Source organism: Roseivivax sp. CAU 1761 (assembly GCF_054482755.1).
The window spans coordinates 1-25,912 of the sequence record NZ_JBTLRM010000007.1 but is presented as its reverse complement, the minus strand read 5'-3'; the positions used below and the strand labels follow the sequence as shown (position 1 = coordinate 25,912).

At 70.8% G+C, this 25,912-nt stretch carries 23 protein-coding genes, 1 tRNA gene and 1 pseudogene; 18 read left to right on the top strand and 7 right to left on the bottom strand.

Annotated features, from left to right (window positions below; translation table 11 throughout):
• The 4 genes from ACXYMW_RS06410 to ACXYMW_RS06395 are packed head-to-tail and all read right to left on the bottom strand — an operon-like array spanning window position 1 to window position 3,242.
• Window positions 1–1,176, bottom strand: a complete 1,176-nt coding sequence (locus tag ACXYMW_RS06410; RefSeq protein WP_459034470.1) for a trans-sulfuration enzyme family protein — start codon at window positions 1,174–1,176, stop codon at window positions 1–3.
• A gap of 19 nt (window positions 1,177–1,195) precedes the next feature.
• Entirely contained in the window at window positions 1,196–1,717 is a 522-nt protein-coding gene (locus ACXYMW_RS06405; RefSeq protein ID WP_459034469.1) for a gamma carbonic anhydrase family protein, read from the bottom strand.
• On the bottom strand, window positions 1,714–2,361 hold the full coding sequence (gene gmk / locus ACXYMW_RS06400; RefSeq protein WP_459034468.1) for a guanylate kinase: 648 nt from the start codon (window positions 2,359–2,361) through the stop codon (window positions 1,714–1,716). Before gmk ends, ACXYMW_RS06405 begins: the two co-directional genes overlap by 4 nt.
• 2 nt (window positions 2,362–2,363) lie before the next feature.
• Window positions 2,364–3,242, bottom strand: coding sequence for a YicC/YloC family endoribonuclease (locus ACXYMW_RS06395; protein WP_459034467.1), 879 nt, complete (start codon window positions 3,240–3,242; stop codon window positions 2,364–2,366).
• A gap of 244 nt (window positions 3,243–3,486) precedes the next feature.
• Between ACXYMW_RS06395 and ACXYMW_RS06390 the strand changes: the two genes are divergently transcribed.
• Window positions 3,487–4,122 carry a PAS domain-containing protein gene (locus ACXYMW_RS06390; protein ID WP_459034466.1) on the top strand — a complete coding sequence of 212 codons (636 nt, stop codon included), beginning with the start codon at window positions 3,487–3,489 and terminating at the stop codon, window positions 4,120–4,122.
• A gap of 14 nt (window positions 4,123–4,136) precedes the next feature.
• Here ACXYMW_RS06390 and ACXYMW_RS06385 read toward each other — a convergent pair whose 3' ends face one another.
• Window positions 4,137–5,045: a UTP--glucose-1-phosphate uridylyltransferase gene (locus ACXYMW_RS06385; RefSeq protein WP_459034465.1), complete on the bottom strand. Its 909-nt coding sequence runs from the start codon at window positions 5,043–5,045 to the stop codon at window positions 4,137–4,139.
• Between the two features lie 388 nt (window positions 5,046–5,433).
• On the opposite strand from ACXYMW_RS06385, the gene ACXYMW_RS06380 reads away from it, so the two are divergent.
• The 3 genes from ACXYMW_RS06380 to ggpS are packed head-to-tail and all read left to right on the top strand — an operon-like array spanning window position 5,434 to window position 8,859.
• Window positions 5,434–6,585, top strand: a complete 1,152-nt coding sequence (locus ACXYMW_RS06380; protein WP_459034464.1) for an NAD(P)H-dependent glycerol-3-phosphate dehydrogenase — start codon at window positions 5,434–5,436, stop codon at window positions 6,583–6,585.
• Complete coding sequence (locus ACXYMW_RS06375; protein WP_459034463.1) at window positions 6,582–7,349, top strand: HAD-IIB family hydrolase; 768 nt, start codon at window positions 6,582–6,584, stop codon at window positions 7,347–7,349. The genes ACXYMW_RS06380 and ACXYMW_RS06375 overlap by 4 nt, the downstream gene beginning before the upstream one ends.
• Window position 7,350: 1 nt before the next feature.
• The gene (gene ggpS, locus ACXYMW_RS06370) at window positions 7,351–8,859 is read left to right on the top strand and encodes a glucosylglycerol-phosphate synthase (protein WP_459034462.1); all 1,509 of its coding nucleotides are present in this window, start codon (window positions 7,351–7,353) and stop codon (window positions 8,857–8,859) included.
• Window positions 8,860–9,529: 670 nt separating this feature from the next.
• On the opposite strand, the gene ACXYMW_RS06365 is transcribed toward ggpS, so the two are convergent.
• Entirely contained in the window at window positions 9,530–10,897 is a 1,368-nt protein-coding gene (locus ACXYMW_RS06365; RefSeq protein WP_459034461.1) for a class II 3-deoxy-7-phosphoheptulonate synthase, read from the bottom strand.
• 194 nt (window positions 10,898–11,091) lie between these two features.
• Here ACXYMW_RS06365 and ACXYMW_RS06360 point away from each other — a divergent pair, with 194 nt between their 5' ends.
• The 10 genes from ACXYMW_RS06360 (at window position 11,092) to ACXYMW_RS06315 (ending at window position 22,238) form a co-directional block, all read left to right on the top strand.
• On the top strand, window positions 11,092–12,135 hold the full coding sequence (locus ACXYMW_RS06360) for a GlxA family transcriptional regulator (RefSeq protein WP_459034460.1): 1,044 nt from the start codon (window positions 11,092–11,094) through the stop codon (window positions 12,133–12,135).
• A 270-nt stretch (window positions 12,136–12,405) separates the two neighbouring features.
• Complete coding sequence (locus tag ACXYMW_RS06355) at window positions 12,406–13,599, top strand: ABC transporter substrate-binding protein (RefSeq protein ID WP_459034459.1); 1,194 nt, start codon at window positions 12,406–12,408, stop codon at window positions 13,597–13,599.
• Between the two features lie 90 nt (window positions 13,600–13,689).
• The gene (locus tag ACXYMW_RS06350; RefSeq protein ID WP_459034458.1) at window positions 13,690–14,466 is read left to right on the top strand and encodes an ABC transporter ATP-binding protein; all 777 of its coding nucleotides are present in this window, start codon (window positions 13,690–13,692) and stop codon (window positions 14,464–14,466) included.
• A gap of 79 nt (window positions 14,467–14,545) precedes the next feature.
• Window positions 14,546–15,367 (top strand): ABC transporter ATP-binding protein, encoded by an 822-nt coding sequence (locus tag ACXYMW_RS06345; protein ID WP_459034457.1) that lies wholly within the window; start codon window positions 14,546–14,548, stop codon window positions 15,365–15,367.
• Window positions 15,368–15,384: 17 nt separating this feature from the next.
• On the top strand, window positions 15,385–15,738 hold the full coding sequence (locus tag ACXYMW_RS06340; RefSeq protein ID WP_459034456.1) for a hypothetical protein: 354 nt from the start codon (window positions 15,385–15,387) through the stop codon (window positions 15,736–15,738).
• The gene (locus ACXYMW_RS06335; protein WP_459034455.1) at window positions 15,738–16,748 is read left to right on the top strand and encodes a branched-chain amino acid ABC transporter permease; all 1,011 of its coding nucleotides are present in this window, start codon (window positions 15,738–15,740) and stop codon (window positions 16,746–16,748) included. The genes ACXYMW_RS06340 and ACXYMW_RS06335 overlap by 1 nt, the downstream gene beginning before the upstream one ends.
• Complete coding sequence (locus tag ACXYMW_RS06330) at window positions 16,745–18,043, top strand: branched-chain amino acid ABC transporter permease (RefSeq protein ID WP_459034454.1); 1,299 nt, start codon at window positions 16,745–16,747, stop codon at window positions 18,041–18,043. The genes ACXYMW_RS06335 and ACXYMW_RS06330 overlap by 4 nt, the downstream gene beginning before the upstream one ends.
• Before the next feature lie 79 nt (window positions 18,044–18,122).
• Entirely contained in the window at window positions 18,123–18,818 is a 696-nt protein-coding gene (locus tag ACXYMW_RS06325; RefSeq protein WP_459034453.1) for a response regulator, read from the top strand.
• Between the two features lie 51 nt (window positions 18,819–18,869).
• The gene (locus ACXYMW_RS06320) at window positions 18,870–20,033 is read left to right on the top strand and encodes an FIST N-terminal domain-containing protein (RefSeq protein WP_459034452.1); all 1,164 of its coding nucleotides are present in this window, start codon (window positions 18,870–18,872) and stop codon (window positions 20,031–20,033) included.
• A 6-nt stretch (window positions 20,034–20,039) separates the two neighbouring features.
• Window positions 20,040–22,238 (top strand): hybrid sensor histidine kinase/response regulator, encoded by a 2,199-nt coding sequence (locus ACXYMW_RS06315; RefSeq protein ID WP_459034451.1) that lies wholly within the window; start codon window positions 20,040–20,042, stop codon window positions 22,236–22,238.
• 248 nt (window positions 22,239–22,486) lie between these two features.
• Here ACXYMW_RS06315 and ACXYMW_RS06310 read toward each other — a convergent pair whose 3' ends face one another.
• Window positions 22,487–23,779, bottom strand: coding sequence for an ATP-binding protein (locus tag ACXYMW_RS06310; protein WP_459034450.1), 1,293 nt, complete (start codon window positions 23,777–23,779; stop codon window positions 22,487–22,489).
• A gap of 93 nt (window positions 23,780–23,872) precedes the next feature.
• Here ACXYMW_RS06310 and ACXYMW_RS06305 point away from each other — a divergent pair, with 93 nt between their 5' ends.
• The 4 genes and pseudogenes from ACXYMW_RS06305 to ACXYMW_RS06290 form a co-directional block, all read left to right on the top strand.
• A complete protein-coding gene (locus ACXYMW_RS06305) occupies window positions 23,873–24,793 on the top strand; it encodes an MBL fold metallo-hydrolase (RefSeq protein ID WP_459034449.1) in 921 nt (306 codons plus the stop codon).
• 74 nt (window positions 24,794–24,867) lie between these two features.
• Window positions 24,868–24,942: transfer RNA gene (locus tag ACXYMW_RS06300), tRNA-Asn, on the top strand.
• Window positions 24,943–25,059: 117 nt separating this feature from the next.
• Window positions 25,060–25,818, top strand: a complete 759-nt coding sequence (locus ACXYMW_RS06295) for a hypothetical protein (protein ID WP_459034448.1) — start codon at window positions 25,060–25,062, stop codon at window positions 25,816–25,818.
• A pseudogene (locus ACXYMW_RS06290) lies at window positions 25,785–25,912 on the top strand (transposase); the annotation flags it as partial. The gene ACXYMW_RS06295 and the pseudogene ACXYMW_RS06290, both read left to right, overlap by 34 nt.

The window sequence follows — 25,912 nt, the reverse complement described above, 5'->3', positions numbered from 1 at the left end:
TCAGGCCGCGCGGGCCGCCGCGAGCCCCTCCAGCAGCACCGCCTCGAGCGCCTCCGGCTCCTCGAGCCCGACCGACAGCCGGAAGAACCCCTCGGACATGCCGAGCGCCGCGCGCGCCGCCGCGGTCAGGCCGCGATGCGACGAGGAGGCCGGGTGCGACAGGGTCGATCCGACATCGCCCAGCGTCGGCGCGAAGGCGATGCCCTCGGCGGCCCGGGCGAAGGCATCCGCCGCCGGGCGGCCGCCCTCGATCTCGAAGCTCAGCATGTGCCCGCCATGGCCGGCGAGCAGGCTCTGGCTGCGGCGGGCATCGGGATGGTCGGGCCGGGTCGGATAGATCACCCGGGCGAGGCCCGGCCGGTCGGCCAGCGCGTCGGCGAGCCGCGCCGCCGTCGCCTCGGCGCGGGCGTAGCGCAGGCCGAAGGTCATCAGGCCGCGTTCGCCGAGCCAGCAATCGAACGGGCTCGGGGTCAGCCCGGTGGTCACCGCGAAGCCGCGCATCGCGTCGGTCAGACCGGCATCGCGCGCGCCGACCCAGCCCAGGGTGACGTCGGAATGCCCGGCCAGAAGCTTGGTAACCGACTGGATGACGATGTCGGCGCCGTGCTCGGCCGGGCGGATCGCGGCCGGGGTGGTGAAGGTGTTGTCGACCGCCAGCAGGATGCCGCGGTCGCGGCACAGTTCGGCGATGCCGGACAGGTCGGCGATCCGCAGCGTCGGGTTCGAGACCACCTCGATCAGCACCATGCGGGTCTCGGGGCGCAGCGCCGCGGCCACGTGCTCGGCCGAGGTCGGATCGGCGAAATCCACCGCGATGCCGAGCCGCGGCAGATCCTCGCGCAGCATGCGCAGCGACCGCCCGTAGAGCTGGTCGCCGCCGACCACGTGGTCGCCCGCGCGCAGCACGCCCAGCAGCGCCGCGGTCACCGCCGCCATGCCCGAGCCGGTGACCACGCCGTCCGGCAGCGCCTCCAGCGTGGCCAGACGCCGCCCCAGCACGTCGGCATTGGGATGGCCCTCGCGGGCATAGGAATAGCCCGGCGCCCGGCCCTCGTAGAGCGCGTCGAGCGCGTCGGGCCCCTCGGCGGCATAGACCACCGAGGGCATCAGCGGCGTCACCACCGGGGACGAGGAGCTCTCCGGCAGCCCGCCGGGACGCATCAGGGTCTTGCGCATGGATCCTCCGCGGGCCGGATCAGAGCGGCGCCAGCCCGGCGCGGAACCGGGCGGCGTTGCGGCGGTAGTTCTCGGCCGACTTGCGCAGCCGCGCGATCGCCGCCTCGTCGAGGCTGCGGACCACCTTGGCGGGCATCCCCATGACCAGCGAATTGTCGGGGATCTCCTTGCCCTCGGTGACCAGCGCTCCGGCCCCGATCAGGCAGTTGGCACCGATCCGGGCGCCGTTCAGGATCGTCGCGCCCATCCCCACCAGGGTGTTGTCGCCGATCGTGCAGCCGTGCAGCATCACCTTGTGGCCGATGGTGCAGCCGGCGCCGATGGTCAGAGGGAAGCCGATATCGGTGTGGCAGACGACGTTCTCCTGCAGGTTGGTGCCGGCGCCCACGCGGATCTCCTCGTTGTCGCCGCGAATGGTGGTGCCGAACCAGACCGAGGATTCGGCCGCGAGCACCACGCGGCCGATCACGTTGGCATCGGGCGCCACCCAGGCATCTTCGGCAACCTCGGGGGCAATGCCCTCCAGAGCGTAGAGCGTCATGTCAGCAATCCTTCCTCGAATTCGCTTTGCAGGCGGCGCACATGCGCGGTCAGACCCGGCTGCTGGGAGCGCCGGAGGCGGGCCGCGGTGACGATGGATTTCAGCCGCATCTCGGTCTCGTCGAGATCGGTGTTCACCAGCACGAAATCGTAGCCGTCCCAGTGGCTGATCTCGTCCCAGCTTTTCTGCATGCGCTTGCTGATCGTGGCGGCGCTGTCCTGGCCGCGGCTTTCCAACCGGCGCTTGAGCTCGGCGATCGAGGGCGGCAGCAGGAAGATCGACAGCGTGTGCAGGCCGAGCTCGGAATTGCGGATCTGCTGCGCGCCCTGCCAGTCGATGTCGAAGAGCACGTCGCGCCCCTCGTCGATGGCCTGGCGCACCGGGCCCTTGGGCGAGCCGTAGAAATTGCCGAAGACATGCGCGTGTTCGAGCATGTCGCCGTCGGTCACGGCGTGCTTGAAGGCGGCTTCGGTCAGGAAATGGTAATCCTGCCCGTCAATCTCTCCGGGCCGCGGCGCGCGCGTGGTGGCGGAGACCGAGAACCGGATCGTCGGATCCCATTCCCGCAGCCGCCGCGCCAGCGTCGACTTGCCGGCGCCCGAGGGCGAGGACAGGATGATCAGAAGGCCGCGGCGGTCGGTCATGCTCACTCCAGGTTCTGCACCTGCTCGCGCAGCCGGTCGATCACCGTCTTGAGCGCCAGCCCGATGCGGGTCAGGTCGGTCGCCTGCGCCTTGGCGCAGAGCGTGTTGGCCTCGCGGTTGAATTCCTGCATCAGGAAGTCGAGCTGCCGGCCCACCGCGCCCGCGCCGCCGAGGATCTCGCGCGCCGCGGCGACATGCGCCTGCAGGCGGTCGATCTCCTCGGTGACGTCGCTCTTCACGGCGAGCAGCGCAAGCTCTTGCGCCAGCCGCGCCTCGTCGACGGCATCGGTTTCGCCCAGCAGGCGGGCGATCTGGGCCCGCAGCCGCTCGCGCTGGGCCGGCGCGCGCTCGGCCGCGGCATCGCCGGCGGCGCGGGTGAGCGCCGCGATCTCGTCGAGCTGGCCCAGCAGCACCTCCTGCAGGGCCGCGCCCTCGGCGGCGCGGCTGGCGAGATAGGCGTCGAAGACGGCGGCGAAGCTGTCACGCACCGCCGCGGCCAGCGTCGCGCGTTCGGCGCCGTCCTCGGCCTCGGACGCGGCGGGCACCATGGCGAGGATCTCCGCGGCGCTGACCCGCGACAGCGTCAGCCCCTGCAGCGCGGCATGGGCCTCGACGCGGGCGACGGCGCGCAGCGCCGTCTCGAGCGCCGCGTCCGACAGCGCGGCCCCCGCCCCTGCATCGCGGCGCTGCAGGCGCAGCGTCACCGTCACGTTGCCGCGGACGACCTGCGCCTCGACACGGCGGCGAAGGTCGGGCTCCAGCGTCTCGACGGGCTCGGGCAGGCGGAACCGCACGTCGCGGCCCTTTGCATTCACGCTGCGGATGTCCCAGTGCCACTCGGTGCCGCCGTGGGAGCCTGGCGCCGCGGCATAGCCGGTCATCGAGTGCCGCATTGCTGTCCTTCCCCCTCCTGCCGGGACTGACCTACGACAGCCGCTGCGGCGTGACAAGGTGAACGGCCGGTTAACCATCCGCGGCGAAATGGGGCGAATTCGCGGCGAAATCGGGGTAATTAAGGCAGTGTTAATGTCACGGCGGAAGGCTCATGGGGGGCGTGGCCTGCCGCGCCACAGGGAGGCTTCGGCGATGCGTCGACGCGGCAACTTGCGCAGGCTGGCGGGCAAAATGGACCATTCCGATCATTGCGGGCTCGCGCCACTCCACCAGATCGAGGCCTATTGGGCCGCCCTCCGCGACCGCGCCGGCGGCGTGCCGCACCGCGACCGGCTCGATCCCCGCGGCATCCGCGAGGCGCTGGACCACGCCATCCTTGGTGAGACCGTCGCCCCGGGCGAGCTGCGGCTTCGCGTGGCCGGCAGCCAGGTGGATCGCCTGCTGGGCACCCGGGCGGCCGGGCTGCCCTTCTCCACGCTCTTCGCACCGCAGGACCGCACGCAGTTGCAGGCCGCCATCCGGTCGGTTCTGGACGATCCCGCTCTTCTGCGCGCCGATCTCGCGGCACGCGGCAGCGGCTCGGAGATCCCGGCCAGGCTCATTCTTTTGCCGTTGCGCTCGGCCGGCGGTGCGGTGGACCGGGTGCTGGGCGGGCTGGTGGCCTTGGGCGACCCGGACGGCCAGCCGCGGCGGCTGAGCCTGGGCGCGCTGGCACTGTCGCCGCTCGACCTGGCGCCGGACGCGGCCGGGCCGGAGGCGGCGGCGCCGCGTCCCGGCTTCGCGGATGCCGCGCGACCCTTCACGCGACCACCCTCGGCGCCGCGGTTGCGCCTCGTCGTGTCGAACGGCCCCAAGCGCGACAGCTGAGGCCGGCGGGCGGCTTATTCCGCCGCCATCGGCGTGTGCTCGATTCCGTCCAGCGCGCCGCGGAACTCCGGGTGCTGGGCGGCATAGGCGATGGTTGCCTGCAGCATGCCGCGCTTGGAGCCGCAATCGTAGCGCGTGCCGCTGAACCGGTAGCCGCACAGCCCGACGCGGTCGGCGCCGCGGGCAATCGCATCGGTGAGCTGGATCTCGCCGCCCGCCCCCGGCGGCAGGCCGCGGAGGTCGTCGAAGATCGAGGCGTCGAGAACATAGCGGCCGACCACGGCCTGGCGCGACGGCGCCTCCGCCGGATCGGGTTTCTCCACCATGCCGTCGGCCAAGAGCCGCGGGCCGTCGCGCCCGGTGACCGACAGGATGCCGTAGCTCTTCACCTCGTCCGTTCCCACCTGCATGGTCGCGACCATGTGGCCGGCGGACTCGGCATCGTAGGCATCGATCATTTCGGCAATGCAGCCGGGCTCGCCGAGGATCAGGTCGTCGGGCAGGATCACCGCCACCGGCCCGGGCAGCACCTCGTCGGCGGCGCAGAGGATGGCATGGCCCAGCCCGAGCGGTTCGGGCTGCATGACGAAGCGCACGTCGCCGTCCTCGCGCCCCAGCGCGTTGTCCTGCAGCATGTCGGCCAGGTCGTCCTTGCCGCGCGCGCGCAACGTCTCCTCGAGCTCCCGGTCGGCGCGGACGTAGTTCTCGATGGCGCCCTTCGAGGGATGGCTGACGAAGACCATGCGCTCGATCCCGGCGGCGCGGGCCTCGTCGATGGCAAATTGCAGCAGCGGACGGTCGAGGACGGGCAGCAGCTCCTTCGGCGTGGACTTGGTCGCGGGCAGGAAGCGGGTGCCCAGCCCCGCGACCGGAAAGATCGCGGTACGGACGGGCGCCGGCTTGGCGTCGGACGTGGTGACCATGGATGTGCTCCTCGGGGATTTCGGCGGGTGCCGCGCTGCGGCGCCATTCAGGCTAAGAGGGGCGAGAAACCAGTCAACGGTTCTGCCCTGTTGCCCGGATAACGTGCCAGCGGGCTGCCCGTTCCGCCGACAAGCTGCACAAATTTGCGCCATAGTTTCGACATCGTCTCCGATGCCGCGGCCGGCCCCGGCGCACCGAATCGGGTCTCGCGGCCGCCTATGACGCGGGTTCGCCGCGCCCGGAGCCTGCCCAGGGCGCAAGGAGGCCGGGTGGCGTTGCCGCCACCGGGCGTGGTGGACTTCGGCGCGCCGTTGCCTAGGCTATGGACCATGCGGAAGGCGGCGCCCGGGCGCCCGGCCCCGCAGCCCAGTAGCGTCGCGAGAGCCCATGGACGGACATCGACTGAACATCCCCAATCAGACGCCGCAGGCGCGGCGCGGCGGCGTGATCTACGCTCGCCCCTATGACCGCATCGCGGTGCTCGGCATGGGCAGTTGGGGCACCGCCCTGGCCGCGGTCGCGGCCTCGTCGGGGCGCGCGGTGCATCTCTGGGGCCGGCGCCGCAAGCTGGCCCAGGCGATCCGCGAGCAGCGCGAGAACGCCGAATACCTGCCCGACACCCCGCTGCCGCCCGGCTTGCAGCCGACCGGCGACCTCGATGCGGCGCTGTCGGGCGCCGAGGCGGTGCTGATCGTCACGCCGTCGCGCACCCTGCGCGAGCTGTGCCGCACCATCCGCCCGCACCTGCCCGCCGGCGTGCCGCTGGCGCTCTGCTGCAAGGGCATCGAGCGCGGCACCGGCTACCTGCTCAGCCATGTCGTGGAGGAGGAACTGCCGGGCCATCCGGTGGGCGCGCTGTCCGGGCCGACCTTCGCCCGCGAAACCGCCCTCGGCCATCCCACCGCCGCCACCATCGCCTTCGAGTTCCGCTACACCGACCGGCTCGACCCGGGCGAGAGCCCGGCGGCGCGGCTCGCCGTCACCATGTCGTCGTCGAGCTTTCGGCCCTACGTCTCGGACGACCTCGTGGGCGTCGAGATCGGCGGCGCGGTGAAGAACGTCATCGCCATCGCCTGCGGCATGATGACCGGCGCGGGCTTTGCCGAGAACACCCGCGCTGCGCTCATCACCCGCGGCATCGACGAGATGAAGTTCCTCGCCGAAGCGCTTGGCGGGCGGCGGGAAACCGTCACCGGCCTCTCGGGCGCCGGCGACCTGACGCTGACCTGCTCCTCGATGACCTCGCGCAACATGTCGCTGGGCGTCCAGCTCGGCCAGGGCCTGTCGCGGTCGGAATGCTTCGAGGGCCGCGACGTCGTGGTCGAGGGCGAGGTCAACGCCGTCTCGGTGGTGGACCTGGCGCGGCGCATCGGCGTCGAAATGCCGATCTGCGAGGCGGTGCACGCCATCCTCTACGACGGCGCCGACCTGCACGAGACCTTCACGGAACTCTGGGCCCGGCCGATCCAGTCCGAGCCGCGCGCCCTCGACATCGCCCTCGCCCATCCCTCCAAGCTTCCCAAATCCGAGACCCCATGACCGCCGCCAGCACCCGCCTTGCCGACAAGACCTTCGTTCTCGCCACCGATCTCGACGGCACGTTCCTCGGCGGCAGCGCCGCCGATCGCCGCCGCCTCTACGACTGGATCGAGGAGAACCGCGCCACCATCGGGCTGGTCTTCGTCACCGGCCGCGACCCGGCCTTCATCGCCGAGCTCTGCGACGGCGGCGTGCCCTGGCCGGAATACGTGATCGGCGATGTCGGCACGACCATCGCGGCGGTCGAGGGGCGGCGGATCGCGCCCATCGCCGCGCTCGAGACGGAGATCGCCGCGGCGTGGCGCGATTCCGGTCCCCGGGTGCGCGCGGCGCTGCGCGACCATCCCGGGCTCACCCTCCAGCCCACCGAGTTCCGCTACCGGGTGAGCTACGACCTCGATGCGGACCGGTTCGACGATCGCGCCCACGGCATCGTGGAGGAGCTTGGGCTCGACACGCTGGTCTCCGACAACCGCTATTTCGACGTGTTGCCGAAGGGCGTCAGCAAGGGCCCGTCGCTGCGCCGTTTCGTCGCCCATCACGGCATCGCCGAGGACCGGGTGCTGGCCGCGGGCGACACCTTGAACGACCTGTCGATGCTGGTTTCGGGCCTGCCCGCGGTGGCGGTGGGCGGCTCCGAGCCGGCGTTGCTGGAGCGGGTCGCCGATCTACCTCAGGTCCACAAGGCCCGGGCCGAAGGCGCCGGCGGCATCCTCGAGGCCGTGGCGGCCAAGTCTTTGCACCCTGTCCCCAAAGGAGTCTGACATGGGCAGCGATCTCGTCATCGTCTACCACCGCCAACCCTACGAGGAGGTCGTGGAGAACGGCCGCACGGTGTTCCGCGAGAACACGAGCCCGAACGGCATCGTCCCCACCCTCAAGAGCTTCTTCGGCAAGGTCGAGGACGCCGCCTGGGTGGCCTGGAAGGAGGCCGAGGATCCCTCCGACCCGGGCTTCGAGCGGGTGATCCAGATCGAGGACAGCTTCGGCAAGTACACCGTCTCGCGGCTGCCGCTGACCAAGGACCAAGTGTCGAGCTTCTACCACGTCACCTCGAAGGAGGCGTTCTGGCCGATCCTCCACGGCTTCAAGGAGAAGTACAATTACGACCCCGTCGACTGGCCGACCTTCAAGGAGGTGAACTGGGCCTTCGCCGAGGCCGCCGCCGCCGAGGCCGGCCAGGGCGCCGCGGTCTGGGTGCACGACTACAATCTCTGGCTGGTGCCGGGCTACCTGCGGCAGATGCGCAAGGACGTGCGGATCTCGTTCTTCCATCACACGCCGTTTCCCGGCGCCGACATGTTCAACGTCCTGCCCTGGCGGGGCGAGATCGTCGATTCGCTGCTCGCCTGCGACGTGGTGGGCTTCCACATTCCGCGCTACGCCTCGAACTTCGTCAGCGTGGTGCGCTCGCTGCGCGATGTCGGCCAGATCCCGCGCCAGCGGGTCGATGCCGATTTCATCTCCGAGGGCTCGGCGCTGTCGGACCGCACGGTCCCGGTGGAGATCCATCTCGAGGACCGCAAGGTGCGGCTCGGCACCACGCCGGTGGGCGTCGACACCGACTACATCTCGACCATCACCAACACCGAGGAGACCGCGACGCGCGCGCAGGACATCCGCGAGGAGCTGGGCTGCGCGCGGCTGATCCTGTCGGTCGGGCGCACCGACTACACCAAGGGCGGCGCCGACCAGCTTCTGGCCTTCGAACGGCTGCTGGAGCGGCGTCCGGACCTGCAGGGAAAGGTCCGGCTCCTGCATGTCTCGGTCTCGGCCAACCGCAACATGACCGCCTATGCCGAGATCCAGTCCGAGATCGAACAGATCGCCGGGCGCATCAACGGCCGTTTCGGCACCTTCTCCTCGACCCCGGTCGCGCTGATCAGCCGGGCCATCCCGTTCGAGACGCTGGTGGCCTATTACCGCGCCGCCGACATCGCCTGGATCACGCCCCTGGCCGACGGCATGAACCTCGTGTGCAAGGAATTCGCCGCCGCACGCTCGGACGGCGACGGCGTGCTGATCCTGTCGGAATTTGCCGGCGCGGCGATGGAGATGAGCTCGGCCATCCTCACCAACCCCTATTCCAACCGCTCGATGGATGCGGCGATCGAGATGGCGCTGGAAATGCCCGAGGAGGAGCGCCGCGCGCGGATGTCCGAGCTGCGCCGCGTGGTCGAGAAGTACAACACCCGGGCCTGGGCGCGGGACCAGCTGGCGCTGCTGTCGCCGGAGGATTTCGGTCGCAGCGGCGACGGCACCGAGGCGGCCTGAACCGGGGCCGCTCCAGCCCCGGCCCACGCGGCGGCCCCTGGCCGCCGAAGGTTTCACCGCCGCCGAGGCATGCCACTTGGCCGCGGCCTGCCCTCCTCGTCCATGGGGTCCCCATGACCTGGGCGCCGACCGGTTCGGTGCGGTTCCGCGATCTGTGCCGGGCTCGGTAGACGGGGAACATGTCGCCGTCGCAGAACTCCACGCCCGGATCGGCGGCATGGCCACGGTCGGAGACCGGGAAGCCCCCGTTGGCGGGAGGCACCTCGTGCAGGACCTCGGTGGTGCGCCCATCGCTGCCGCGATACCCCGGGACGCCGACATTCTGGCCTTTTCGGACTGGCGCTTGATCTCGCCCGGCGGGATGTCGTTGCCCATGCCGGTTGTCGGTGCACCTCCGCTCCCCGGTCTCGACGTGGACATCGTGGCCGAGCGAGTTGCCCGCGCCGAAGGTATGGTGCTCGCGGCTCATGCCGTCCCGGTCGCGCCGGAGGATGCCGACGATGTCCGAGTCTTGAGGTGTGCGACTGTGTCAGTCTGCCGGTGGAGATCCGCGGCGGATGGCGACGGGATACTGCGTGCGCTCCGGCAGACAGCGGCTCGAAACGCGACGCCCCGCGGCGCGCTGGCGCTGCGGGGCGTGTCCGGCAAGCCGGAAAGGTCGTCCGGCCGCTCAGCCGTTGGCGGCGGCGCGGGCCTCGCGGTGCGCGGTCAGTTCCTCGGCCACGAGGAAGGCCAGCTCCAGCGATTGCGTGGCGTTCAGGCGCGGATCGCAGGCGGTGTGGTAGCGGTCGGACAGATCCTCGTCCGAGACCGCGTGCACGCCGCCGGTGCATTCGGTGACGTCGAGCCCGGTCATCTCGAAATGCACCCCGCCCGGCACCGTGCCCTCGGACTTGTGCACCGCGAAGAAGTCGCGCACCTCGCGCAGCACCGACTCGAAGGGGCGGGTCTTGTAGCCCGAGGCGGACTTGATCGTGTTGCCGTGCATCGGGTCGCAGACCCAGGTCACCCGGGCGCCCTGCTCGCGCACGGTCTGGATCAGCCGCGGCAGATGCTCGGCCACCCTGCCGGCGCCGAACCGCGCGATCAGGGTCAGGCGCCCCTCCTCGTTGGTCGGGTTCAGCTTCTCCATCAGGACCTTGAGATCCTCGGAGGTCATGCTGGGGCCGCATTTCAGCCCGATCGGGTTCAGCACGCCGCGGGCGAATTCCACATGCGCGCCGTCGGGCTGCCGGGTGCGGTCGCCGATCCAGATCATGTGCCCCGAGCCCGCCAGCCACTTGCCGGACGTGGAATCGAGCCGGCACAGCGCCTCCTCGTATTCCAGCAGCAGCGCCTCGTGGCTGGTGTAGAAATCCACCGTGCGCAGGTTGTGGTTGGTGTCGCTCTCGAGCCCGGCCGCCTTCATGAAGTCGAGCGTGTCGGAGATCCGCGCCGCCATCTCGCGGTATTTCGAGGCCTCGTCCTGCTCGGTGAAGCCCAGCGTCCAGGCATGGACCTGGTGCACGTCGGCATAGCCGCCGGTGGAGAAGGCGCGCAGCAGGTTCAGCGTCGCCGCGGCCTGGGTATAGGCCTGCAGCATCTTTCGCGGATCGGGGATCCGCGCCTCGGGGGTGAAGGCCAGCTCGTTGATGATGTCGCCGCGGAAGCTCGGCAGCTCGACGCCGTTCTGCACCTCGGTCGGCGCCGAGCGCGGCTTGGCGAACTGGCCGGCCATGCGGCCGACCTTCACCACCGGCACCTTGGCGCCGTAGGTCAGCACCATGGCCATCTGCAGCATCACCTTGAAGGTGTCGCGGATGGCGTCGGCGGAGAACTGGTCGAAGGCCTCGGCGCAGTCGCCGCCCTGAAGCAGGAAGGCCTCGCCGCGGCCGGCGGCGCCGAGCGCGCGCTTCAGCGACCGGGCCTCGCCGGCAAAGACCAGCGGCGGATACTTGGAGAGCTGCGCCTCGGCGGCATTCAGCGCCGCTATGTCGGTATAGTCCGGCATCTGCACCCGCGGCTTCGCGCGCCAGGCCGATTTCTGCCATTCCGTCATGCTCTCGTCTCCGGTCCGTAAGGTCTCTCTGCAATCGTTAGCGATAGCGTCCGCGGTCTATAGCCCCGCACCGGGGCACTGGCCATACACTTTCTTGGGCACGAGCCTTGACGCGGTGGCTAGGCCACTGGACTCTGGTGGTGTTTCCGGTCAGGGACCGGCGCCAACATCGGGCCATCCGCGGGGGTGTCGTCATGCAGAGCCAGCGTCAGGTCGTGGAGGTCGTGGCTCCCGGCAAGCCCCGGCGGTTCGTCTTCGTGCTGCTGCCGCGCTTCACGCTGATGAGCTTCGCCGCCGCGGTGGAGACCCTGCGCCTGGCCAACCGGATGGCCGACCGCACGCTCTACGAATGGACCACCGTGGGCGATGGCGGCGGCACCGCCAGCTGTTCGGCCGGGACCGTGTTCCAGCTCGACGGCGAGCTGCCGCCGCTCAGCCGGGACGACACCGCGGTGATCTGCGGCGGGCTCGACGTGCGCGCCGCCACCAGCAAGCGCCTGCTGTCCTGGCTGCGCCGCGAGGCCCGCAACGGCCCCAAGCTGGGCGCGCTCTGCACCGGCACCTTCACGCTGGCTCAGGCCGGGCTGCTGGACGGCCGGCGCGCCACCATCCACTGGGAAAACCACGACAGCTTCGCCGAGGAATTCGACGACGTCACCCTGACCAAGTCGGTCTTCGTGCTCGACGGCAACCGGATGAGCGCCGCCGGCGGCACCTCCGCCATCGACCTGATGCTGAAGGTGGTGGCCGAGGATTGGGGGCCCGACCTCGCCAACGCGGTGGCCGACCAGATGATCTACACCGCCATCCGCACCGACCAGGACACCCAGCGGCTGTCGGTGCCGACCCGGATCGGCGTGCGCCACCCCAAGCTCGCCGAGGTCATCCACAAGATGGAGGCCCATATCGAGGAGCCGATCAGCCCGGCCCTGCTGGCCCAGGAGGTCGGCATGTCGACGCGGCAGCTGGAGCGGCTGTTCCGCCGCTACCTCAACCGCTCGCCCAAGCGCTATTACATGGAGCTGCGGCTGCAGAAGGCGCGCAACCTCCTGATGCAGACCGACATGAGCGTGATCAACGTGGCGCTGGCCTGCGGCTTCGCCAGCCCGTCGCACTTCTCCAAGTGCTACCGCGCGCATTACGCCACCACGCCCTACCGCGAACGCGGCAGCCATTGCGGCGGCACTCCGCTGCCCGATGCCGGCGACGAGGCGGCGGCCGAGCTCGGACCGCTCTGAGCCCCGGGTCGCGGCGCCGCCCGGCCCCGCCCTGCCCGCCAGCCCTGCCCGCTCGCGGCCCATGCGCGAGAATCACGTCCGCACTGCCCGGCGCGCATGGCTCGCGCGCCCCGTTCCGGCTTCTTGCCGGCCGGCCGGGCCCGGCGTTGCGAAAATTGCGAATCCGCGGCGCGCTCGGCAACGCGGGCTTCCGCTGCGAGAAGGCTTTTCTTTCGCGAAGGCGGCTTTTAGGTTTCGCGCCAGGACAATGTTCCACCAGGGAGATCCACGATGAAAAAGCTGCTTATGGCCACCGCCGCCTCGGCGCTGACCGCGGGTGCGGTCGCCGCCCAGGGCGAGGGCGAGGTGCCGATCGGCATCATTCTCGGCTTCACCGGGCCGATCGAATCGCTGACGCCGGGCATGGCCGCCAGCGCCGAACTGGCGCTGACCGAGATCAACGACAGCGGCAACTTCCTCGAGGGCAAGACGCTGGTGCCGGTGCGGGCGGATTCGACCTGCGTGGACAGCGCCGCGGCCACCGCCGCGGCCGAGCGTCTGGTCACCACCGACGGCGTGGTGGCGATCATGGGCGCCGATTGCTCGGGCGTCACCGGCGCGGTCCTGTCGAACGTGGCGGTGCCGAACGGCGTGCCGATGATCTCCCCCTCGGCGACCTCGCCGGGCCTGTCGGAGGCGCAGGACAACGACCTGTTCTTCCGCACCGCGCCCTCCGATGCGCGCCAGGGCGAGGTGCTGGCCGGCATCCTGCAGGACCAGGGCGTCAGCTCGGTGGCCGTGACCTACACCAACAACGATTACGGCAAGGGCCTGTCGGACAGCTTCGTCGCCGCCTTCGAGGAGGCCGGCGGCTCGGTGACCCTGGTCGCGCCGCACGAGGACAACAAGGCCGACTACTCGGCCGAAATCGGTTCGCTGGCCTCCGCCGGCGGCGACGTCCTGGTGGTGCTGGGCTACGCCGATAGCGGCGGCAAGGGCATGATCCAGGCCGCCGTGGACAGCGGGTCCTTCGACACCTTCATGCTGGGCGACGGCATGTATTCCGACGCGCTCCTGGCCGATCTCGGCGACGTGCTGGAAGGCTCCTACGGCGCCGTGCCGTGGTCCGAGGGCGAAGGCGCCACCGCCTTTGCCGAGGTCGCCGAGGCCGGCGGCGTCAACGCCGAGAGCACCTATACCCGCGAGAGCTACGATGCCGCGGCGCTGCTGGCGCTGGCGATGATGAAGGGCGGCGAGGCGACCTCGGCCGCCGCCGCCGCCAACATCATGGACGTGGCCAACGAGCCGGGCGAGAAGATCATGCCGGGTGAGCTGGGCCGGGCGCTCGAGATCCTCGCCGAGGGCGGCGAGATCGACTATGTCGGCGCCACCAACGTCGAGCTGATCGGCCCGGGCGAGGCCGCCGGCACCTACCGCTACTACTCGATCACCGGCGGCGGCTTCGAGACCGTCGAGTTCCGCTGATCGGCTGAAACGCGGCGCGGCCCCGGGCGACCGGGGCCGCGGCCCAAGGAGACAGACGCGGGCCGAACCCCGCGCAAGGGGAGACACGTCTTGATCCGGGTGGACAACCTGCACCGCCATTTCGGCGGCTTCCGGGCCGTGGACGGCGCCAGCCTCGAGATCGCCACCGGCTCGATCACCGGGCTGGTGGGACCGAACGGCGCCGGCAAGTCGACGCTGTTCAACGTCATCGCCGGCGCCCTGCCCCCGACTTCGGGGCAGGTGATGATGGACGGCGAGGACATCACCGGCCTGCCGCCGCACGAGCTGTTCCACAAGGGCCTGCTGCGCACCTTCCAGATCGCGCACGAATTTTCCTCCATGACCTGCCGCGAGAACCTGATGATGGTGCCCGGCGGCCAGGCCGGGGAGACGCTGTGGAACGCCTGGTTCGGCCGCGGGCGGATCGCCGAGGAGGAGGCGGCGCTGCTGAAGAAGGCCGACGAGGTGCTCGACTTCCTGACCATCTCGCATCTCAGGGACGAGCGCGCCGGCAACCTCTCGGGCGGGCAGAAGAAGCTCCTCGAGCTCGGCCGCACGATGATGGTGGACGCCAAGGTGGTGTTCCTCGACGAGGTCGGCGCCGGCGTGAACCGGACGCTCCTGATGACCATCGCCGACGCCATCCTGCGGCTCAACCGCGAGCGCGGCTACACCTTCTGCGTCATCGAGCACGACATGGATTTCATCGGCAAGCTCTGCGACCCGATCATCGTCATGGCCGAGGGCAAGGTGCTGGCCCAGGGCACGATCGACGAGATCAAGGCCGACGAGCGGGTGATCGAGGCCTATCTCGGCACCGGGCTGAAGAACAAGGAGACGGCGTGATGGCGGCGCGCGCGGGACGTGGGGGCGCTGCCCCCACACCCCCGGGATATTTCCACTCAGAAGAAGCAGGGGGTGCGGCGTGGCCGATCCGCTGACCGACGACCGCGGCAACCGCGACCGCTCGATCACCAACCCGGCCGGACAGGGTGCGGCGCGGCCCGCCCAGGGCGGCGCGGCGCGGCCCGCCCCGGGCGGGCCCTTCCTGATCGGCGAGGCGATGACCGGCGGCTACGGCCGCGGCGCCGACATCCTGCACGATTGCACCATCGCCGTGGAGAAGGGCGAGATCGCGGTCATCGTGGGCCCCAACGGCGCCGGCAAGTCGACCGCGATGAAGGCGGTGTTCGGCATGCTGAACCTGCGCCAGGGCGCGGTGCGGCTCGACGGCGAGGACATCACCGCGCTGAGCCCGCAGGACCGGGTCAAGAAGGGCATGGGCTTCGTGCCCCAGACCTCCAACATCTTCACCTCGATGAGCGTCGAGGAGAACCTGGAGATGGGCGCCTTCATCCGCGACGACGACATCCGCGGCACCCTGGAGCAGGTCTACGAGCTGTTCCCGATCCTGCGCGAGAAGCGCCGCCAGCCCGCCGGCGAGCTGTCGGGCGGGCAGCGCCAGCAGGTCGCGGTGGGCCGGGCGCTGATGACCCAGCCCAAGGTGCTGATGCTCGACGAGCCCACCGCGGGGGTGTCGCCCATCGTCATGGACGAGCTCTTCGACCGCATCATCGAGGTGGCGCGCACCGGCATCCCGATCCTGATGGTCGAGCAGAATGCCCGCCAGGCGCTGGAGATCGCCGACAAGGGCTACGTGCTGGTGCAGGGCGCCAACGCCCATACCGGAACCGGCCGCGACCTGCTGGCCGATGCCGAGGTGCGGCGGAGCTTCCTCGGCGGATGAGGGCGCGGGCGGCATGGTTGGCCTTGGCCCTGCCGGGCGCGATTGCGGCCGGGGCCGCGGGGGCCGCGGCGCAGGGTTACGACTGCGCCTTCGCGACGCTGTGCTTCGGCACCGAGCCCTGCACCGCCTCGGACTGGACGGCGCGGCTGGTGCCGGCGGGCGGCGGGCTGCGTCTGGTCTCCCCGGGCGGGGACCGGGATTTCGCGCCGCTCGGCGCCGAGGACGGCCACCGCGCCTTCGTCTCGGCGCCCGAAAACGGCGCCGTGGCGCTGCTGACCCTGGGCGAGGACGGCACCGCCATCTACAGCGAACAATCCGTGTCGGGCGGCTTCCAGGTCACCGAATACGGCGATTGCCGAGAGAGTGAGTGATGGATCTACTGAACGCCTTCGTGGCGCTGGCGAATTTCGTGCTGATCCCGGGGCTGGCCTATGGCTCGCAGCTGGCGCTGGGGGCGCTGGGGGTGACGCTGGTCTACGGCATCCTGCGGTTTTCGAACTTCGCCCATGGCGATGCCATGGCCTTCGGCACCATGGCGGCGATCCTCGCCACCTGGGGGCTGCAGGGCCTGGGCATCAGCCTCGGGCCGCTGCCTACGGCGCTCTTGGCGATCCCGGTGGGCATCGCCGCCTGCGCGGTGCTGCTGCTAGCCACGGATCGTGCGGTCTACCGCTTCTACCGGGCGCAGAAGGCGGTGCCGGTGATCCTCGTCATCGTCTCCATGGGGGTGATGTTCGTCTATAACGGCCTGACCCGGCTGGTGATCGGGCCCGACGACCAGAACTTCGCCGACGGCGCCCGCTACCTGATCAGCGCGCGGCAGTTCCGCGAACTGACCGGCCTGGCCGAGCCGCTGGTGATCCGCTCCACCCAGGCGCTGACCCTGGTCACCGCGCTGATCACCGTGGCGCTGCTGTTCTGGTTCCTCAACCGCACCCGCACCGGCAAGTCGATGCGGGCCTATTCCGACAACGAGGACCTGGCGCTCTTGTCGGGGATCGACCCGGAGAAGGTGGTGCGGGTGACCTGGCTGATCGTCGCCGCGCTCGCCACCATCGCCGGCGTGCTCTACGGGCTCGACAAGACCTACAAGCCCTTCACCTACTTCCAGCTGCTGCTGCCGATCTTCGCCGCGGCGATCGTCGGCGGGCTCGGCTCGCCCTTGGGCGCCATCGCCGGCGGCTTCGTCATCGCGTTCTCCGAGGTCGGCATCACCTATGCCTGGAAGAAGGTTCTGACCTACATGCTGCCCGACAGCCTCGCCCCGGACGGGCTCGTGCAGCTCCTGGCCACCGACTACAAGTTCGCGGTCAGCTTCGTGATCCTCGTCATCGTCCTGCTGTTCCGCCCCACGGGCCTCTTCCAGGGGAAATCGGTATGAGCCATTCCGCCCGCACATTCCTGATGGTGGCGCTGGTCGCGGCGCTGATCCTCGGCACCGGTCTGGTGCAGAGCTGGAACTCCGCGCTGCTGATCCTCAACATGGGGCTGGTGAGCGCCGTGATGAGCCTCGGGGTGAACCTGCAATGGGGCTTCGCCGGGCTCTTCAACGTGGGCGTGATGGGCTTCGTGGCCCTGGGCGGGCTGGCCGTGGTGCTGGTCTCCATGCCGCCCGTGCCGGCGGCCTGGGAGGCCGGCGGCCTGCGCGTCGTCGCGGGCCTCGTGCTCGGCGCCGCCACCATCGGCGCCGCGGTCCTGGCCTGGAAGCGGCTGGCCCGGCGGCGCCGCGGCTGGGCGGTGGCGGCGATCCTGATCGCGGGCTTCGTGCTCTACCGCATGGTGTTCCTGCCGGGCTCGGCCGCGGTCGAGAGCGTCAACGCCGCGACCCAGGGCTATCTCGGCGGGCTCGGCCTGCCGGTGCTGCTGGCCTGGCCGGTGGGCGGGCTCTTGGCCGCCGGCGCCGCCTGGGCGATCGGCAAGACCGCGCTTGGCCTGCGTTCGGACTACCTGGCCATCGCGACGCTCGGCATCGCCGAGATCATCATCGCGGTGCTGAAGAACGAGGACTGGCTGGCGCGCGGCGTCAAGAACGTCATCGGCCTGCCCCGTCCGGTGCCCTACGAATACGAGCTGCAGCAGGACCCGGCCTTCGTCGAGCGCGCCGCGGGCTGGGGGGTCGACGCCACCACCGCCTCGACGCTCTACGTCAAGGCAGGCTACGGCGTGCTCTTCGCCATCGTGCTGGTGATCGTGCTGGTGCTGGCGCAGCTGGCGCTGAAATCGCCCTGGGGCCGGATGATGCGGGCGATCCGCGACAACGAGACCGCGGCGCGGGCGATGGGCAAGGACGTCACCGGGCGCCACCTGCAGGTCTTCGTGCTGGGCTCGGCAATCTGCGGCATCGCCGGGGCGATGATGACCACGCTCGACGGTCAGCTCACGCCCTCGACCTACCAGCCGCTGCGCTACACCTTCCTGATCTGGGTGATGGTGATCGTCGGCGGCTCGGGCAACAATTACGGCGCGGTGCTGGGCGGCTTCCTGATCTGGTTCCTCTGGGTGCAGGTCGAACCGCTGGGACAGGCGCTGATGGGGGCGATCACCGCCGGCATGTCGCCGGGGCCGCTCAAGGCGCACCTGATCGACAGCGTGCAGCACATGCGGCTGCTGACCATGGGGCTGATCCTGCTTCTGGTGCTGCGATTCTCGCCGCGCGGGCTGATCCCGGAGCGCTGAACCGAGACCTTAGGCCAAGAGACCCGGCCGCCCCGGGCGGCTAGGGTCGGGCCATGCCAGTGGGACAAGACCGGTGCAGATGACACGCATTGCCGCCTCCAGCCCGCGCGCCAGGCCGCGGGCCGCGCTGGTCATCGACGACCATCCGCTGTTCTGCGACGCCCTGACGCTCACCCTGACCTCGATCAACGAGTTCGAGCGGGTGGAGACCGCGGGCACGCTGGAGGCCGGGCTCGAGCGGCTCGCCGAGCACCCGGCGGATTTCATCGTGCTCGACCTGAACCTGCCCGACGTGCACGGGCTCGACGGACTGATCCGGCTGCGCACCGCGGCGCCGCGGGCGATCATCCTGATCGCCTCCTCGATGGCCGAGGACCGCATCATCAGCCGCGCGCTGAAGGCCGGGGCCGACGGCTTCGTGCCCAAGCATTCGCAGCGCGGCGTGTTCCGGCGCGCCTTCGAGACGCTGGTCGCCGGCGAGCGCTACGTGCCGGAGAGCTTCATCGACCCCGAGGCCGACCGCGCCGCGCCGAGCGACGCCCTGACCCGGCTGGCCAGCCTGACCAACCAGCAGGCGCGCATCCTGGCCCTGATCTGCGAGGGCAAGCTCAACAAGCAGATCGCCTGGGAGCTGTCGATCGCCGAAACCACGGTCAAGGCGCATGTCACCGCGATCATGCGCAAGCTCGGCGTCCAGAGCCGGACCCAGGCGGTGCTGATCGCCCAGGATGCCCGCTTCGACAAGGTCTTGCCAAGCTCGGAGCGCGACGCCTAACCTCGCGTCCGACCGCCGCCTGCGGCAGGGTCAGGAGGAAAGCCGATCGCCGTGGAAGGAGCCCAGATCGCCGCCGGAGCGCGCGCCGCGGAGGTGCTGCGGGTGGCCCAGGTCGAGGCCCGGGCCCCCGATGCGGTGACCCGCCTCGCGGCGGAGCTGGGCGACGGCCCCTTCGCGCTGGTCTGTCTCTTCGTGGCCCCCGATGCCGATTTCGCCGCCCTCACCCGGGCCGCCGCCCGGCGCTTCGGGGCGGCCGAGGTGCTGGCCTGCTCGACCGCCGGGGAGATCGGGCGGAACGGCTACGAGGACGGCCAGATCATCGCCCTGGGCTTTCCCGACGCGCTGTTCGCGGCGCGCAGCCACGCCATCGAGGGACTCGACCGGATCGACGAGATCCGGGTGGCGGACCGGCTGGTCGAGGAGCGGATGAGCCTGACCGGCGCGGCGCCGGGCATGGAGTACGAATTCGCCTTCCTGCTCGCCGACGGTCTGTCGATGCGCGAGGAGCAGCTGGCGGCGATGCTGGCCGCCGGGCTCGGACCGATCCCGCTCTTCGGCGGCTCGGCCGGTGACGGCACGCGGTTCCGCCGCACCCGGCTGTCGCGCAACGGTCGCGAGGTCGAGGGCGGCGCGCTGGTGGCGCTCTTGCGCAGTCACTGCCCGGTGCGGGTCTTCAGCTTCGACCACCTGCACCCGACCGGGACGCGGATGGTGGTCACCGCCGCCGATCCCGAACGCCGCGTGGTCCGCGAGATCAACGCCGAGCCCGCGGCTCGCGAATATGCCCGGCTGCTGGGCAAGGATCCGGGCCAGCTCGACCCCTTCACCTTCGCCGCGCATCCGGTGGTCGTCCGCCTTGGCGACAGCCACCACGTGCGCGCCATCCAGCGCGTCAACGAGGCGGGCGAGCTGCAATTCTTCTCGGCCATCAACGAGGGCATGGTGCTGACCCTCGCCACCCCGGGCGACATGGCCGAGCATCTCGAAGGGGCGCTGGCCAGCCTCGACGGGCCCGACGCGCCGGCCCGGATCCTCGCCTGCGACTGCGTGCTGCGCAAGATCGAGGCCCGGCAGACGCAGCGCACCCGCGCGGTGTCGGAGATCCTCGCCCGCCACCGCGTCGTCGGCTTCTCGACCTATGGCGAGCAGCACGGCGCCCTGCATGTCAACCAGACCCTGACCGGGGTCGCCCTCTATCCGCCCGCGCAGACCTGATCGCCGATGTCCCTCGTCAATCCCGCCGACCCGCCCGAACGCCAGATCGAGAAGCTCGAGATCATCGCCGAGGTGCTGATGCGGCGGGTCGAGCACGACACCGCGCAATCGGGCGCCGCCTACGCCCAGTTCGAGCGCGCCGCGCTGCTGGAGAAGCGGGTGCGCGAGCGCACGCTGGAGCTGGAGCGGGCGCTCGACCTGCTGAACCAGTCGAATGCCGGGCTGGCGCGCGCCAATGCCGAGGCCGAGACCGCGCGGCGCAACCTCGCCGACGCCATCGAGACGCTGAGCGAGGGCTTCGCGCTGTTCGATCCCGAGGACGTTCTGGTGATGTGCAATTCGCGCTTCTGCCGCGATTTCCGCGACACCACGCCGGCGCTGCGGCCCGGCCTGTCCTTCGAGGAGTACGTCGCCGGGGTCAGCCGCAGCGCGCTGCTGCGGCGGCCCGACGGATCCAGCCCCGAGGCCTGGGCGGCGGAGCGGCTGCGCCGGCACCGCGACCAGCACGCCATGTTCAACGCCGAGCTCTGCAACGGCCGCTGGATGCAGGTCAGCGAGCACCGCACCGCCAATGGCGGCACCGTGGTGGTGCAGACCGACGTCACCGACATCGTGCGGATCGAACGCCAGGAACGCGCGCGGCTGCGCGACGACCAGGCCCGGATGATCCGCGCCACGCTCGACCACCTGAACCAGGGGGTGGCGATCTTCGACCATGACGGACGGCTGATGGGCTGGAACCAGCGCATCGGCGCTCTGCTCGCGATGCCGGCCAAATGGCTCCGGATCGGCGCCGATTTCGACGCGCTGATCGACCGCCTGAGCGTCGATTTCGCCTTTGTCGGCGCCGACACGCGCGACCGCTTCCGCGCCTGGGCCGCGACCCGCGGGCCGCGCGGTCCGATCTCTTTCGAGGTCCGGCACGGGCCGCGGGAAATGCTCGACGTGTTCGGCCAGGGCATGCCCGATGGCGGCTTCGTGATCTCGGTCACCGACGTCACCGCCGAGCGCGAGGCGGCGGCCCGGCTCTTCGAGCTGAACGAGGAACTGGAGCGCCGGGTGATGGAGCGCACGCTCGAGCTCGAGGACGCGCTGGCCGCCGCGGAGCGTGCCAACGCCTCGAAGAACCGCTTCGTCGCGGCCGCGTCGCATGACCTGCTGCAGCCGCTGTCGGCCGCCAAGCTCTTCGTCACCTCGCTGGCCGACCGGCTTGAGCGGGCCGAAGACCGCGACGTGCTGGCCAAGGCCGAGGCGGCGCTGACCAGCGCCGAGGGGCTGATCGACGCCCTGCTCGACATCTCGAAGCTCGAATCCGGCCGGCTGCGCTTCGACATCCGCCCCGTCGCGCTCGAGGAGATCTTCGGCCCCCTGGGCGACGAGATGGCGGTGCTGGCCGCGCTCAAGGGGCTCAGCCTCAAGATCGTGCCCTCCGCGCTGGTGGTGCAGAGCGACCCCTCCTACCTGCGCCGGGTGGTGCAGAACCTGATGGCCAACGCGGTGCGCTACACCAGCACCGGCCGGGTGCTGGTGGGCGCCCGGCGCCGCGGCGGCACCGTCCGGATCGAGGTCCACGATACCGGCCCGGGCATCGCCGAAGAGGATCAGGGCGCGATCTTCGAGGAGTTCAAGCGGCTCGACAGCACCGCCAGCAGCAATGACGGGCTGGGCCTCGGGCTTGCCATCGTGGAGCGCGCCTGTGCCCGGCTCGGCCACCCGCTGGGCCTCGTCTCCGAACCCGGGCGCGGCTCCTGCTTCATGGTCAGCGTGCCGATGGCCGGCCGCGCCGCCGACCGGCCGCGCCCCGCCGTGCCCGCGCCGCATGCCGACGGGCTGGCCGGCACCGGGCTGATCGTGCTGCTGGTCGAGAACGATGCCGAGCTGCGCCGCGCCCTGACCCTGCTGATGGAAAGCTGGGGGGTCAACGTCATCGAGGCCGGCGATGCCGAGGCGGCGGAGGCGCTGCTCGAGGATCTCGACCTCGTCCCCGACGCGCTGCTGCTCGACCAGCAGCTCGGCAACGGCGTCACCGGGACCGAACTCTACCGCATCATCCGCGCCCGACACGGCCCGCGGCCCGCCGCCATCATCACCGCCGACCGCGGCGAGGCGACGCTGGCGGAATGCCGGGCGCTGGGGTTGGACCGGCTGCTCAAGCCGCTCGACCGCGCCGCGCTGAACCGCTTCCTTGCCGCCGCGGCGGAGTGAGCCCCCGTCCGGCCATCCTCCCAGCGCTGGCGCGGCGGCACCGGGCACTCGGCCGCCCCGCCGTCGCTGCCGTCGCGCGCGGTAAGCCAAGCGCCGGCGATCTGCGCGGAAGGCGCCGGGGCCGAACGCTCGGCCGACAGCGGATTTCGACCCAGCCCCCCACGACGGCCGCCCTGCCCCGGATGCCGCGGCAGCCCGGCCCGGGCGCCGGATCGCGGCTTCGGTCGGGAACCGCCGCGGTTCCGCGCTCAGCGCGCGATGACGATGTCGGCCATCAGCCCGCCCAGGCGCGGGCTCTCGCCCAGCCGCAGCACCCCGCCATGCGCCCGCGCGATGTCGGCGGCGATGGCCAGACCCAGCCCGACCCCGGTGCCGCGGTTCTGGTTGCGCGCCGGGTCGAGCCGGGTGAAGGGGCGCATCGCCTCCTCCCGGCGCTCCGCGGCGATGCCCGGCCCGTCATCCTCGACCCGGATGCGCAGCGACCGCTCGCCCAGCCGCAGGCTGACCTCGCAGTGCCGGCCGTAGCGCACCGCGTTGCCGATCAGGTTGTCGACGGCGCGCCGGATCGCCACCGGCCGCAGCGTCACCAGCGCCGTCTCCGGCGCCTCCACCGTGCCGAGCGTCACCGCCCGCCCGCCGCGCGCCGCATCCGCCACCACGTCGCGGATCAGCGCCACCGGGTCGACCGGCTCCGGCGCCCCGGCCTCGGCATCGCCGCGGGCGAAGTCGAGGAAGGCGTCGATCAGCGCCTGCATGTCGGCGACGTCGCGCTCCAGCGGTTCGCGGTCCTCCTCGTCGAGCATCGACAACGCCAGCTTCATCCGCGTCAGCGGCGTGCGCAGGTCGTGGCTGACCCCCGACAGCATCGCGGTGCGCTGCTCGATCTGCCGCTCGATCCGGGTCCGCATGTCGAGAAAGGCATTGCCCGCGGCCCGCACCTCGACCGCGCCGGACGGCGCGTAGGGTTCGGTGCGGCCGCGCCCGAAGGCTTCGGCGGCATGCGCCAGCCGGGTGATCGGGCGCAGCTGGTTGCGCAGGTAGAGATAGGCGATGAAGGTCATCAGCACGCCGAAGACCAGCATGTTGACGAGCAGTTGGTGCGGGTTCGGTGCCGATGCGCGGTCGCGGTCGAAGACCAGCCGGTACTGCGCGTCGCCGCGCCGGACATGCAGGATCACGCGGCGGTCGTCGGGCAACAGGATGCGCTCGACACCGGCGACCTGGTCGCGCAGCTCGCGCATCACGACGAGGCCGGAAAAGTCGAACCAGCGCCGGAAATCCGCCTCCGGCAGGTCGGCCTCGGGCTGGCGCTCCACCGGCAGGTCGAGCCGGGCCGCAAGCCCGGCATCGCCGGTCTCCAGCACCGCGCCGATCTCGTTGGCGATCTCGCGCGTCAGCTGCACCGTGACGCCCTCGAAGTGGCGCTGGATGAAGATCACCGAGACGACGATCTGCAGCGTCGCCACCGGCAGCACCAGGATGAGCAGCGCCCGGGCCTGGATGCCCCGCGGGACGTAACGCTTGAGCCATCGGAAGATCATGGCCATAGGCTTAGACGTCCCGGCCGCCGCGGCAACGGCAAACTTGCCCCGCCGCCCGGCGGCTTTCCGGGACCCGAACCGCAAGGAGCCGCCATGACCGACGATCCCGACCCGTCCTTCCGACCCGACCCCGGCCGGGCCGAGGAGCTGGAGCCGGGGCTCAGGCGGATCCTCGCGCCGAACCCGTCGCCTATGACCTTCCGCGGCACCAATACCTACCTGGTGGGCACGCGCGACCTCGCGGTGATCGATCCCGGACCCGACGATCCCCGCCACCTCGCGGCGCTCCTCGCCGCGCTGCAGCCCGGCCAGCGCATCGCCGCGATCCTGGTGACCCATGCCCATCTCGACCATTCGCCGCTGGCCCGGGCGCTGGCCCGGCATTCCGGCGCCCCGGTCTACGCCTTCGGCGGGCCCCGCGCGGGCCGCTCGCCGCGCATGGCCGCGCTCGCCGAGGCCGGCGGGCTGGCGGGTGGCGAAGGCGTCGATGCGGGCTTTGCCCCCGACATCGCCCTGCCCGATGGCGGCCGGGTGGCCGGCGAGGGCTGGAGCCTCGTCGCGCATCACACGCCGGGCCATTTCGGCAACCACCATTGCTTCGCCTGGGAGGACCGGCTCTTCACCGGCGATCTGGTGATGGGCTGGGCCAGCTCGCTGGTCTCGCCGCCGGACGGCGACATGACCGATTTCATGGCCTCGCTGGCGCGTCTGCAGGCCCGGCCCTGGCGCCGCTTCCTGCCCGGCCATGGCGCCCCGGTGGCCGATCCCGCGGCCCGGCTCGAGGCCCTGCGCCGGCACCGGCTGGGCCGCGAGGCCGCCATCCTCGCAGCGCTCGCCGAGGGCCCCGAGACCGCCGCCGGCCTTGCCGCGCGGCTCTACCGCGACACCCCGCCGGCGCTGCTCCCGGCCGCCGCCCGCAACGTGCTGGCCCACCTCGTCGATCTCGCCGCGCGCGGCCTCGCCACCCCGCCCGAGCCGCTCTCCGCCGGCGGCCGCTTCGCCCTAACCGACTGAATCCGACGCGAACGAAAAAAGTTGCGCCACCCCTCTGGACGCCCGGAATCGCGGTTGCTATACGGCCCCCGTGTTCCGGCGTAGCTCAGCGGTAGAGCAGTTGACTGTTAATCAATTGGTCGTAGGTTCGATCCCTACCGCCGGAGCCAATCTTCCCTAAATCACCGAAAAGATTGGCACTTATGTGACGAGAGTCGCAGGGTGCCGCTCATGGCACGATTCCTGTCCCCCCGCCTGGCACAAACGCTGGCACAGGAGTCGAAGACATGCGGTCCCAGGTCTCGGCACAATCGCACCTCGAATATCGGCCCTCGGGCTTCCATTGGCGTCGCCGCTGGCCGCGCCGGGTGCTGAAGACCTGCACCCCATCAAAAAAAGTGTCACTCGTCCTTTCCCTTCGTTCCCACGTCCTCCCCGACGCGAAGGCCCTCGCTCAGAAGCTTACGCTTCTGAGCGACATCGCCTTCGCCGGAGTGACGGAGAGAACAATGGCGATCGCGCCCGACATCATGGAAAGGCTCCTGGTGGAGCTCTGCCGCTTCCTCATCGAAGCGGCCGATGTAGCGCGCGAGATGCAACCTCAGCGGACGCCGGAAGCGGCAGCCTTCGACCTCGCTTGCGCCAACGCTGCCATGGCGACGCTGCGGCATGCGATTGCGACCCGAGACCGCGAAAAGGCGCGGCACCCCCTGAGAGAGGTCGCTCAGCGTCTCGGAGTTCCCCTCGACGAAGCCGATTCCGACTGGCAGCGGCTGGCGTTCCGCGCGCTCCGCGTCATGCATGATGCCGAGCAGGAGAACCTCCGCCGCGATCAGGGCGATTTCGAGAGCCCGTCACCGGCCTTCAAGACGGCTCGCTCCCTGCTGGATGCAGGCGCCAGTTCGGCTGTCGTCCAGCCTATTGCACAGATGACGCATTCGGCACCGATCGTGCCGCCTGCCATGCCGGCAATGGACGACGCGCCCACCATCGCGACAGCGGCCTCCATGCCGCCGCGGCCGAAGCGGTGCGGTCGATCGGCGTGACGCAGTTCACCTATTACCGCTGGCGCAAGGAGTTTGGCGGGCTGAAGACCGACCAGATGAAGCGCCTTAAGGAGCTGGAGAAGGAGAACGAGCG